This is a genomic window from Methanothermobacter sp. (assembly GCF_049720995.1).
In the GTDB taxonomy this organism is placed as follows: Archaea; Methanobacteriota; Methanobacteria; order Methanobacteriales; family Methanothermobacteraceae; genus Methanothermobacter.
Genome location: NZ_JBNASF010000035.1, coordinates 1 through 12,567, shown reverse-complemented (window position 1 = coordinate 12,567; position 12,567 = coordinate 1). Strand labels below are relative to the sequence as shown.

Sequence of the window (12,567 nt, the reverse complement as noted above, 5' to 3'; positions counted from 1 at the left end):
CTACGCCTCATCCACAACCATCATAAACCTCGATCAGGGTAGGAGAGTTGGCTTGTCATTCAATAGTATGGCCTCCCCGCCCAGTCCAAGTGGAACAGGAACAGGAACACTCCAAAAAGCAGGATACCTGCAGGTGGCAAAGAATGTTAAGGCTTTCATGGAATCCTATGGGAGGTCGCCGAATTATGCCAGCACAGCCATCGGAAAAGTCCGCCCAGAAAGCCTAATATATGCCAATGCAAGGATAATAAACTTCTACAACAGCACAGGAAGACTACCAAACCATGTAACAGTATATAGTGTTATAGGTAAGGGTGGAATTATAGTAAGGCCAAGAGCAGACTACACCTACACAATACAAGGCTATAATGTCCAGTTCCAGGATAAAAGTACAGGGACAATACAATACTACAAATGGGACTTCGGAGACCAAAGCACAAGCACCCACCAGAATCCACTACACGCCTACAAACCAGGAACCTACAAAGCAACCCTAACAATCCAAGCCTATGGCATAACAGACACAAAAACAACAACAATAACAGTCAAAGACACCCAACCACCAACCTTAACCATAAACCCAGCCCCCGGAACATACAATGGCCCGCTTACAGTAACCATAAATGCAACCGACGACACCTCAAAACCTATAATCTACTATCAAATAGACAACGGACCATGGCAGACAGTAAAAAAGACAGCCACAAATAAAACTAGAAAGTGGAGAACACACAATCCAATACTATGCAATTGACGAGGCAGGGAACAAAGCAACAGGAACTGCAAGATATAATATTAGGAATGAGCCAGTGAACTGCACTCTCAAGTTATATTCATCAGGATTAAAGGGGGGGATGGGAGCTCAACTGGAGCAAACTACATGACTTCTATGATATCTATGGGATGTCGCCTGAAGAATACTTTATGGTAGAGTATGGTGACCCTTACATTTGGAGTATCAGCCAGTCCCAGAGGTCTATGACTGGACTTACAATCCTTTCAGACTCACGGTTCCTGTCACTATTAACTCCACTGGATGTTTGAGTATTGTCTGGTATTGCAGCGGACCCTTTGAAGAGACAGTTAATGTCATCCTTGACGGGAAAATCATAGCATCAGACAGCTTTGTTAATAAGGCATGGCTCCAAGCCAGGGAGAGATTCAAATTGTATGGTAACCTTTCAGGATTCTATAAGAGTATCGTGTCTAGTCTCAGCTTCCTCCTAGTTAACAATCTTACAAGGACGGAACAAGGGAGCATGCTCTGGCAGATAAATCAGCAGGGTCTTAAATACCTGGACGATCTGACAGGCGAAAATGTGAGCGGCTACACCAACGAGCATCTCCAAGAGTTCATTGACACGCTTCAAATAGTCCTTGAATATCCCGGCGAAGATCATGTGGAGATAGCAGGCCTATATTTCCCAGGAGCTCCTGTTAACCGAGTCTTCAAAGTGTATTATGCTAACGGATCCTACACCCACCCTCAACTTGGCCAAGTAGAGGCAGGATATGAGGGAATAGCAAGTTACACTATAGCAGCGATTAAAGTGACTGATGAAATCCTCAGAGAATGGCTTAACCGCAAACCAGTCACTCCGGGGGCTATGAAAGCAGCCTATGGTACAGGACTAGCAGCCCTGGAATTAATATACTTGCATGACAGGATAGCGGAGGAGGCAGCTGCACACTACAATGTAACATGGACTAGGACAAGGGCAGTGGCGGTTTCAGTGGTTGACACGGCCGATGAAACCTACATGACACTAGAATGCAGTCACAATATGGGTGTAGTGGCCAATGGAGCTCCGGAGAACATTAAAGCATTCAATTATGCGAGAACATCAGCTATAAATGGCTTGGAGTTTTTTGTGATGCAACGCCTCTTCCCAGTCAACACAACAGACCTTGACACGATCATGAGTCAGAGCATAATCACGAACATAGCATACAAACTCTTGAATGGAGAGAAAATTGACGTTAGAGCTGGAAACTACACCATAATAGGCTATGATAATGACTATCTAGTCATTGACTCGGCAACAGGAATATTAAGGGATGTCAGAGTCTTTAATAGTATCTATGGGGCTTACTGTTTCAGCCACCTCCAGACAGAATGGGCCAGTGAACTTGCAAAAGAACTATTGAATGGTAGTGGGTGGTTTGAGGTTGTGGCTGATTCATGTTTGATGGCTGCTACATGCGTTTTTGAGGATGCTTTTCCGTTGCTGGCTTCGAATCCAGCTGGTTTGGCGATCTTGGCTCTTATAATTGATTTGTATTGGATCGTGGAACAACCTGAGATAGCCGTGCCATTAAATTTAGCTTGGATGCCAATTTTTGGCCAGATAATGTCTTATTATGCTATTAAAGCACTTATTTCAGGGGAAAGTCCATCTAACCTTGTAGAGAAGGATCAGGAAACCTTTTTAGAGGTAGCTTTACTACTCTTGGAATTGGCGAAGAATGATGATTTTCAAGAGGAGTTACTAGAAACATTAAATAGGGGAGGAAATATTCAAGAAGTTTTTGATAGATATGCTCCTGGTGGTTTAAGAGATCCGGGAGATCGGTGGGACAAGGTTGGTCAATATTTCAGGGAAGCTTGTAGCAAATTAAAGTCAGCCTTGAAAAATAGAGATGTTAAGGGTGTTTTGGTTATTGGCAGCGCAATAGTCGGTGCTTTTACAGCTACAGTTTGTGCATTAGAAGACGCTCTCATTAAACCAGTATATGAGGCTTTAGAAAAAATAAGACAAGCTAAAGAAGAAGAGGCAATGTCCAAGTTTAGAAACAATACAAAACATTATTAGGATAAGAAAAGGTGAGCTTACATGTTGTTCACAGGCTTCAAGAAAAGATCATTACTGAATGAAGGTGTTAACCTTTTAAATCAGGGTAAATATGAGGAAAGCATAGTCTATTTTGATAAGGCCTTGAAAATAGACTCAGAATATGCCTTGGCATGGTACAATAAAGGTGTCGCGCTTCGAAACCTTAAGAGATATAAAAAAGCACTTAAATGTTTTAATAAAGCTTTAGAATTAAAATCCAACTTAAAAGAGGCATTGTTTAACAAAGCAGCTACCTTTGGAAATTTAGGAAAGAATAAAAAAGCATTAGATTGCTGTGATAAACTTTTAGAATTAAACCCTCAAGATTACAAAGCATTGGCTATGAAGGGCCTTCTTCTAAATAAACTCGGAAAACACGAGAAAGCCCTAGAATATCATGACAAAGCATTAAAATTAAATCCTTCTTTACCTGAAGCATGGTATGGTAAAGGTTTGAGCCTAGAGAACCATGAAAATTATAAAAAAGCACTAAAATGCTACGAAAAAGCCCTAAAATTAGATCCAAAAAACCCAGAAACATGGGAAAGCAAGATCCGTACACTAATAATGCTTGAAAGATACGCAGAAGCCCTAAAATGTCTAGACAAATCCTTAGAACTAAACCCAAAAAATGTGAATACATGGTATACTAAAGGCCTAATCCTAGGAACACTAAAAAGATACGCAGAAGCCCTACAATGCTTCAACAAAGTTTTAGAAATAAATTCTAACTTCAAACCTGCTAAAAAATGGAAAAAGAAAATTCTTGGAAAAACAACCAAAACAGAGTCCCAAGTTTAAAATGTAATTCAACATGCTATCTAAAGGCTTTAAAAAATCTTTGATAAAGTGTTCCATAACTGTTCACCTCTTCATGAAGAAAAAATGTCCATCTATCCCGCTTAAAGAATCCCCAATGATCCTGGAAAGAAGAACAGCATTCCAAATTAGAGTGTTATTTGCCAAGGACGCCCAATCCTAGAAATATCATAAAAACAAGAAGTTTTAAAGAAGTTTTGAAGGAAGAGAACCTTGTAGGTGAGATATAAAGCATGGAGCCCCACTGTAATAGGCGCTGGGATGGCTATTGGAAGCCTATTAGCCTATGAGAATCGTGAAACAATAGAAGCCTGCATACTAGGATTCAAAAACTACGTAGAAAAGAAGTTGAGAGAGGCTGGAGCATGAACCCCCTTAAGAAAATAAAGGATTGGATAGCCGAGGGAAAGGCTGGATGGCACCTTGCTGGGGGCCGATCAAGCCTAAAACAGGGAAAATACAAAGAAGCCCTCAAAGAATTCAGGAAAGCCCTCAAAGCAAGACCAAACAACCCGGAAATCCTCCACTATAATGCAATAACACTACTAAAACTCAAAAGACCAGAGAAAGCCTTAGAATGCTATGAAAAAGCATTACAGATAAACCCCAAACTTGCAGAAGCATGGAACAATAAAGGACTAGTCCTCGAAGAACTTGAGAGATATGATGAGGCACTAGAATGCTATGAAAAAGCACTAAAAATAGAAATAAACTCAGAATTCGCTGATGCATGGAAATGGAAAGGTATAATCCTAGAAGACCTCAAAGAACCAGAGGAATCCCTGAAATGCTACAAGAAAGCCCTCAAACTAAACCCCAAAAACAAAACACTATGGTACATGCAAGGAAAAACACTACAAAAACTCGGCAAACACAAAGAAGCACTAAAATGCTACGAAAAAGTCACCCAATTAGACCCAGAAGACATAGAAGCATAGTATAAGCGAGTTCAAACCCTGGAAAAACTAGGAAGACGTGAAGAGGCGGAAGAATCCTATAAGAGAGCATTAGAGGCAAAACCAGATTATGAAGAAGCCAAGAAAGCCATAAAAAGATTAGAGGCAGACAAAGAATAAATCTAATAGAACCCCACTAGACCCCCCACCAGTAAGAAAATCAAATTATATCTCGGTATAACACACGTATAAACTCCAGGAAGAAAGTGGGGACTTCATCGAGTGCCTTTATTAGCTCCAAAGCAAACTCACACCCCTACCTGTTAGATCAGCAACACAACGACAAACCAACAAAAAACACCAAGTAAAGAGGCTCAGGGCATTTTGGCCTCCAGATAGCAGCCCCTTTTAAGTTTTTATTCCACTTCTACTTCTTCGCAGATGACCTGAAAGAAATGGATCAACCCCTACACTAGGCATACTCGAAAGGGGAACATAGAAGGATATCATGTTGCCAAGAAGGAACTGAATATCAAAATTTTCTTCTTGCTTGCCTTCACATGTTTTATTCGTTATATAGAGATATTGCGAAGTTAGTTGTCCCACCACTCCACCGCAGAAAAAACGGTCAAATGTGCCGGATCTGAACAGTTACATATATATGATGACATGCATATAGTGCACCTTTGAGGTGAATTACATTCAGCTATCACACATATCCATAAGCGACATCATAACCATACTGACACCATCATGCAACTTTCGATGCAGGTACTGTTTCTTCACTCCAAGAAACTGCAGGGAGTATGATGTGCAGAGTATAGGAGACAGGATCCTGGAAATCAGCGACAGAACCGGTATGGACAGGGTGCTCATAGCCGGAGGTGAGCCCACACTCCAGGAGGACCTGCCCGAATTAACAGAGATCCTTGGAAGGGACCTCCATGTGACCATATCAACCAATGGCAGCCGCAGGGATGTCCTAAGGAGGAGCACCTTCCATGAGGTCCATGTTGACCTCAAGGCCCTCGACAGGAAAAAGCACCGCCGCCTGACAGGGAGAACCAACCGTGATGTCCTTGAATGCATAGAGGAGTTCTCAGATTCCGATAAAATTGAGGTTTCAACTGTCCTTGTGCCTGGGATTGTTGATACACCTGAGATTGAACGCATCGCCAGGTTCCTATCATGGTGGGATATACCCTACAGGATAACAGGGTACGTTTCCCACGGCAACAGCATGGCTGCCCGGCGCCCCACTGATGACGAGATCAGAAATGCTGCCAGGATAAGCAGGATGTACCTCAGCAGCGTATCAACATCCCTTGACTTCAGGAGGCATAAAAAAAGGAAAATGATCATCGATACACCATAGTCAGAAAAACTAAGATGGCGAGCTTCCGCTATCGAAAAGTATATAAAAACCATCCCTTCCACCTATTAATGAAGGTTGGGATTTCATGAGGACTGCACTTACTCCTTTGATCATGTTGATTTTAATCGTGGGGGGAGTGTTCACAGCTGCCGCTGCAAATGAAAGCGGTAACAACTCTTCAGCAGATAACGGCACGGTCCGCCGTGGGGCTGTGGTTCAGCCACTTTCACTTGTTTCATCCATAGATGTTGAACCATCCTCCATCAGCCTGGGAACAGTTTACCCTGACGGTATTGAGATGAGCTACCCTAATGCTGTAACGGTGACGGTAACATACATCTTCGCCTTTCAGGACACACTCTCTGTGAGGGCCACAGGAAACCTAATAAACACGGCCGACAGCTCACTTATGATACCCCTGACAAACCTGAAATTCAGCACACCAGGTCTCAGCAAGAGGCCCTTCACAACCAGCAATCAGAACATAATGACCTACAGCGGCTTATGGGGCTCATCAAGTGTATCCCTGAGCCTTTACATCACGGTACCCCCCTACACTGACCCAGGCACCTACCAGACCACACTCATCTACACATCAACATAGCCCATCAGCACAAAGATCCTTTTGTGAAAATATTCACAAAAACTTTAATTGTGTGTTTCCATAGTCACTAAAAATGGAAAATTTCATATAACATGCTGTGACAATTAATTCTATCTGAAAAATAGAGGTGATCAATAATGAGGGAAAAATTAATGGGAATACTCCCACTTATAGTTGCCCTTGCATTTGTGGTGGCCATAGGTGCATACAGCTCCCCATCATATGGGGCAACAGCGACACAGACAGTGACCGTAACTGTGCCAGAGGCCATCGCAATAACGGTACCGGACGTTAACTTCGGATCAATCGATCAGGGAACAACAGGAACAAGTCCAGACTTCACAATAAGCAACAAAGGTAACGTCAAAATAGACCTCTATGTCAAGGCAGATGCCAGTGCATTTACAAGTACAGAAGCAACAGATACAATACCAATCACAGGATTCCAGATATTCAGTAATGCTACAGGGGGTTACATTACATTCCTCACGACATCACAGAAGATCTACGACAACATGAACAAGGCCGTGCAGGGATCAGGTACCCCCACAACATGGACAACAAGGATGAAACTCTCTGTACCTGCATACACAGAGGATGGTGTATACACAATAACAAACACCTACACAGCCGTGAAACACAACTCACCACCATAATCCCTGAACAGCACAAAAACTACCACTCAAAACCAAACTTTTTTTTAAAATTTTTATACTCAAAAATTCTTACTCTTTTTAGGAGAAGGTGAATAACCATGAAAACCCGACATTTAACGGTCCTCTTAATGATCATATTCCTTCTTGGCTACATAGCGCCCGCAGTTGCAACCGGGCTCTGGGCATCACCGGCAGACTTCAGGTACAGCCTCAAACCCGGTGAATCTGTGAGCGGTGAGGTGACGGTGAGGAACATCGGCAAGGAGGAGGTCAGCATCAACGTAACCAAGAAGAGGCTCCTCATGGACAGTGTGAACCTGGTGTACTCAGATAGGGGTATAGCCCAGTGGATCACCATCGAGGGCAACACAACCTTCAAAATCAGGCCTGGAGAATCAAAGAAGATCAGGTTCACCGTCAGAGCCCCTGAAAAGATAAACTACCTTGACGCCGCCGGAGCCATAGTCATAAGGGGCGTGCCAGTTCAGAACAGAACAGCCGGACAGATACAGATAGTTCAGGGAGTTGAACTTGTGGTGCCCATATATGTAGGTCTCCCGGGTCCAATAGTGGAGTCCCTGAAGCTGGAAGACCACAAAGCACCCTCCGTACTCCTGAGCTTCATGCCCGGTAGGTTCACCTACAAACTCAGGAATACCGGCACAGTCCAGGCGAATATGAGTGGGACCATTGAACTTACAGGAATCACAGGTAAACAGAGGGTGCCCATTAATGGTGTTGTCTACCCCGAAGACAGCTATACACTGCTTGAGACTTGGAAGCCTGGTTGGCTCGAATTCGGGCCCTACACTGCCAGAACAGAGATAAAGTATGGACGTTTTCATCAGACAAAGACAATTGAGACCACAGACACCATCATCGTGATACCCGCATGGCTCATAATCCTCCTGGTCCTTGGAGCCACACTGTGGGTGATCCGTAAGAAGGGAATTGAGCCTCCAGTCTCAATCAAAGTCGAGAGGAAAAGGTAAACCCCTCATTCTTTATACATGAGAAAATACCCCCTCATTCTTTATACATGAGAAAAATATATTACACAGACATATAACTGGATGGTGTTTATATGGAGTACTCATGGGGATAAAAGGTGCTGACCTGGATTTGCCTCCAGGTTCAAACATGCTGGTTATGGGGGGATATATTCTGGGAAGGATGTGCTGGCACGATCATTCCTGCGTGAAGGCCCTAAACAGAAAGAAACATGCATCATGGTCACACTGAACGACACTGCAGATAAGATACTGGAAGATATGGAGGTATCAGAGGGGGAGAGCCTCTACATGTGGACTGCATATCCAACAGATTCGGACCGACGTCCCTCCCCTCTGAAAATGTTTTTTTCATTGATAATCCCATGAACCTCGCCCATATAATGGTCATGGTAGAAGATCTCATTGAAAGGGGGGGTGAAGGTGGGGTGAGGCTTGTCATAGATTCTGTTTCAACACTCATCATGTATTCTCAGATAAGGGTGGTCTTCAAGTTCCTCCATATGCTTACAGCCAAGGTCAGATCAACGGGAGCTGTGGGTCTGATGCTCCTTGAGGACAAAGTCCATGATGAAAGGCCGTCCTAACCCTTTTTCTCATCTCATGCCTAATCCTAATTCTTATGATCTCAAAGGCATATAAAACCAGTCCAATCAGGGGTAGAAGTATAATGTATCCTGAAGCTCCTGACCTGTTGAGATAGAATCCCATGGAGGGTATGTTCCTGATATAGTAAAGTGCGTCAGGAATATACTGAACCTTCTCTGATTGCAGGGTCTCGGTTAGTCCCAGTGTGGTGGTGAATGGTAAAAAAGGGTCAGAGTAAGTGATATAATACAATACCAGGAATGGTAAGAGCACCAGGAATCCTAAAAAAATGCCTGAAAGTATTTCTTTAATGTTCCGAAGAAATGACCTGTGAATGATTATCATGAATGTCATTGGGATAACTATGAAGGCTATATTGAACCGTGTAAGAAAAGCCAGTGCGGCCATTGGAAAGGCAAAATAGAAGTACTTTCCATTCTTCTTTACAGCCAGTACTATAAAGTAAAGGGCCCATATTGAGAATGATATCGCAGCCATATCTGTATAGCCCACCGAGACCCATTTAAGAACCATCGGTGAAATCCCGTAGGTTATGGATCCAGCGAGGCTTTCGTATTCATTGAAGCGAAGTCTCATGAGAAGGAAGATGCCCAAAACGCCTGCTATGTGAATTAAAAGGTCAAGTAGTATATGGCTGACTCATGGACGTAACCTGCCATGAATATAATTGAGAGTAAGAGGGATAGCATTGGGGGTCTTTCAAGTTCCATGTACCCTATGCCCTTGCCTGCGAAGTAGAGGGCGTTGGCAAGGAAAGCATATGTGTCCCAGAACGGTCCCGTGGAGAGCTGCAGCTGAACCCTCTGAAGGCCCACAATGCCCACAATCGCCACGATGGTTGCAATGCACAGAATGTTCAGAAAGTTTCTTTTCAAGAAATCACCCGCTGTAATGTATCCTCCCAGTTACAATATTATCAGCCCTACTTATACTAATATAGATTGCTTCTATCTGATTGGGGAGATCATCTGCTGACCTCTTTGAGGTGATAACCCTGCAGATATCCTCTTAAAAATACATTCAGTATTACATAAACTCAATTTGATCCAGAAATAGTAATAATTAATCATTATATATTAGTAAAAAATTAATTTTAATGATGAACAATTTAAAGGAGGTGAAAGGGTTATGGAAAGACAGTACTTCATGGTTTTCATGGTTCTTCTCGTTGCTGTAGCACTGACAGGTTCAGTGAGCGCAGCTGACACAGACTGTGAGGTGGGGGTGAAGGTAAACTATGAATACCCTGACGATAACGGAGCGATAAACCCTGACATCCATGAACTGACAGATGAAAAACAACACCCGATAAACTTCACCAAAGAATTCGATCCGGCAGCAAACATGACAAAAATCAGATTCAACTACGAAAACATTACAGAAAACACAAAATTCACAGTAAAAATCAGGGCCCCAGGCTACACCGAACTATCACACACCTTCCAGCTAACCCCCTACGGCACCCTCTACGCAACACACCTATCACTACAGATGAAGGCCACAGACGCCTACAAACTGGGAAGGGATATCACCAGGAAGGCAGACCAGATCCTCAACTTCACCAGGACAGGTGACGTCCTGGTCATAACAACAGCCGGAACAGCCTACTACAAAAACCAGACCACAGAGGACGTCCTGGAGGGAATACTCAACCAGGCCCGGGGAACAGTAAGCTATGGTAAAGGAAACATCCTGATGCTCAGGAAAACCAGACTCGACCCCCTTGACTTCGCATTCATTGTAAGGAATGGAAACGACCTCATACTCGCATACTTCAAAAACGCCAGCATGACACCAATCTACGTTGGAACCGTGTCACAGAACATGACACTCTCACAGTACGAGGCACTCCAGAAAAAACTCGGAAGTGACACCTTCCCCATAGCAAGCCTGGCCAACGCCTGGGCCCTGGGACTCTCACCAGACATCCTCAGGGAAGCAGCATTCCACGGACACGTCTGCATAGGAACAATAAGTGGATACGCAATGATAGAAACACTGCTCAAATACTACCCTGCAACCAATGAATTCGGACTTCCACTGGAGGGTGTCAGTTACCAGGTTGTTGGTGTGCCTGGTGGATCCGACGATGACGTCTTCATATACGCAATGGACGCAACACCAGGTAAAAGGGCTTACGTTGGTTTCAACACAACGGCGGACACCAACATCGCTGGATTCATCAGATGGAACTCAAAGACAAAGACAGGAACCCTCATAATAATGGCCTACAGTCTACAGGAACTGATAAACAAATACAAACAGGAAACCGGCACCACAGCAGTCTCTGAACTCAAGTTCAATGCCTGGGCAGTTAAAAAACTCACAACAGCTCCCGAATCACTCGTGAAGATCCTCTACGCATTTGACAATCTCACACAGGACCAGGTCAACTATATCCTGGGATATGAACCCACAAAGGGAAACACAACCATCAGTGCAGCCGGACTCGACCTCAGCTACATACTGAACCAGACAAACCTTGTGAATGCAACACCGGCAAACAGAACATACAGCACAGGAAACCTCAGCTACACTGACCTCAAAAACATCGGCCGCCTTGCAGCCGAGAAGGCCGTGGAGCTCTTCAGAGCAATGGGTATAAACCTTGAAAAGGATGATTACCACCTTTTCGTGCTGACATCCGCGGGTTACGTGAGGATCAACGGCCAGGACACAGGCGCGGTATGGGATGGAATATTTGATGTGCTGGGATCAAGGTTAAGCAGAAAGACACTCCTGCCTGTCCATGCACCGCTCTGGGGTCAGCTGAAGTTCGACTTCTGCCTCATCAACGGGACCCAGAAAATAGTCAGGTCAATGTACTATAACCTCACAACAGGAACATTCACTGTTCAGAGTTCAGCTAATTACATAATCCAGGAGGTGCTCCCATATGATCCGCCATTCGACGTGCTCATGGGCTGGCTCTTCCACAACCATGTCTGTGGTGGAAGCTCACCTGGTTACCTCATAGCAGACTACATATTCCAGAATTACCCCAAGGGTGAGAACGAGAAGTACATCTACGTCACAACGCAGGACAACTGTAAGGATGACATCCTCTTCATGCTCCTGGGGGTTTCAGCTGGACAGGGGACCTACTCCAACCAGAGGCTGACAACTGAGGAGACAAGGCTCGAGACAGATAGTGGTACGAATGGAATGGTGGGCTACATAGTGGTATGGGATGAGAAGACAAACACCGGAAGAGTTGCAATCATCACCTGGCAGGGTCCACGCTTCGCAGCTGGATCCAACATGTATGAGGAGTACATCAGACTCTACAAGCACGACTACTCATCACCTAACCTGATATCCCCGCCGACAGTCAGTAAAGCGGCTGAGCGCCTCATAAACAGGGACGAACTCAACATACTCCTCTCCGGAGGTACAGGATCCATGAATGCACTCCAGTACATATTCAGTATCCCTGCAAACAGGACCCTGGCTGACCTTATACCTGTGAACAATGGCGGAAGCCAGAACGGAAACCAGGGTGGTGTGCCCGGCATTCCCGGTGGCTCCACAGGTGGTTCAACCGGTGGTTTACCCTCAGGTTCCCATGGTACCGCAGGTCATGCAGGTTACACGCCAGGTGTGGAGTACAGTGCTTCACCGGCTGATGTGAGTGCAGCATCAGAGGTTTCAGAGGAGTCCCCCCTTGAGGGTAAGAAGGCCTATGAGGTTACCAATGCAACCTCAACTTCTGGCAGTGATGGGTCATGGTACGTCTATGGTATCGTGGGTGTCCTTGTGGCCGC

Annotated in this window: 12 protein-coding genes and 1 pseudogene; 11 read left to right on the top strand and 2 right to left on the bottom strand. The window is 44.5% G+C overall.

The window, feature by feature from the left end:
* The 10 genes and pseudogenes from ACPLJI_RS08520 to ACPLJI_RS08475 all read left to right on the top strand — a co-directional run.
* On the top strand, window positions 1–754 hold a 754-nt coding region (locus ACPLJI_RS08520), incomplete at its 5' end, for a pseudomurein-binding repeat-containing protein (RefSeq protein WP_424741243.1).
* 196 nt (window positions 755–950) lie between these two features.
* On the top strand, window positions 951–2,813 hold the full coding sequence (locus tag ACPLJI_RS08515) for a hypothetical protein (RefSeq protein WP_424730469.1): 1,863 nt from the start codon (window positions 951–953) through the stop codon (window positions 2,811–2,813).
* Between the two features lie 21 nt (window positions 2,814–2,834).
* Window positions 2,835–3,635, top strand: coding sequence for a tetratricopeptide repeat protein (locus tag ACPLJI_RS08510; RefSeq protein ID WP_424730470.1), 801 nt, complete (start codon window positions 2,835–2,837; stop codon window positions 3,633–3,635).
* A 383-nt stretch (window positions 3,636–4,018) separates the two neighbouring features.
* Window positions 4,019–4,591, top strand: coding sequence for a tetratricopeptide repeat protein (locus ACPLJI_RS08505; protein WP_424741242.1), 573 nt, complete (start codon window positions 4,019–4,021; stop codon window positions 4,589–4,591).
* 15 nt (window positions 4,592–4,606) lie between these two features.
* Window positions 4,607–4,729: pseudogene (locus ACPLJI_RS08500) on the top strand (tetratricopeptide repeat protein); the annotation flags it as partial.
* A gap of 511 nt (window positions 4,730–5,240) precedes the next feature.
* Window positions 5,241–5,924 (top strand): radical SAM protein, encoded by a 684-nt coding sequence (locus ACPLJI_RS08495; RefSeq protein ID WP_424731451.1) that lies wholly within the window; start codon window positions 5,241–5,243, stop codon window positions 5,922–5,924.
* 85 nt (window positions 5,925–6,009) lie between these two features.
* Window positions 6,010–6,528 carry a hypothetical protein gene (locus ACPLJI_RS08490; RefSeq protein ID WP_424741241.1) on the top strand — a complete coding sequence of 173 codons (519 nt, stop codon included), beginning with the start codon at window positions 6,010–6,012 and terminating at the stop codon, window positions 6,526–6,528.
* A gap of 137 nt (window positions 6,529–6,665) precedes the next feature.
* Entirely contained in the window at window positions 6,666–7,184 is a 519-nt protein-coding gene (locus tag ACPLJI_RS08485) for a hypothetical protein (protein ID WP_424731449.1), read from the top strand.
* Between the two features lie 98 nt (window positions 7,185–7,282).
* Window positions 7,283–8,176, top strand: a complete 894-nt coding sequence (locus ACPLJI_RS08480) for a hypothetical protein (RefSeq protein ID WP_424731448.1) — start codon at window positions 7,283–7,285, stop codon at window positions 8,174–8,176.
* A 311-nt stretch (window positions 8,177–8,487) separates the two neighbouring features.
* Window positions 8,488–8,781: a DUF7504 family protein gene (locus ACPLJI_RS08475; RefSeq protein WP_424731447.1), complete on the top strand. Its 294-nt coding sequence runs from the start codon at window positions 8,488–8,490 to the stop codon at window positions 8,779–8,781.
* On the opposite strand, the gene ACPLJI_RS08470 is transcribed toward ACPLJI_RS08475, so the two are convergent.
* A complete protein-coding gene (locus tag ACPLJI_RS08470; protein ID WP_424741240.1) occupies window positions 8,714–9,397 on the bottom strand; it encodes a glycosyltransferase family 39 protein in 684 nt (227 codons plus the stop codon). The genes ACPLJI_RS08475 and ACPLJI_RS08470 overlap by 68 nt on opposite strands.
* Before the next feature lie 17 nt (window positions 9,398–9,414).
* Window positions 9,415–9,678: a hypothetical protein gene (locus ACPLJI_RS08465; protein ID WP_424731445.1), complete on the bottom strand. Its 264-nt coding sequence runs from the start codon at window positions 9,676–9,678 to the stop codon at window positions 9,415–9,417.
* A 253-nt stretch (window positions 9,679–9,931) separates the two neighbouring features.
* Here ACPLJI_RS08465 and ACPLJI_RS08460 point away from each other — a divergent pair.
* Window positions 9,932–12,567 (top strand): FmdE family protein (locus tag ACPLJI_RS08460; protein WP_424741239.1); only part of this gene is annotated, 2,636 nt, incomplete at its 3' end.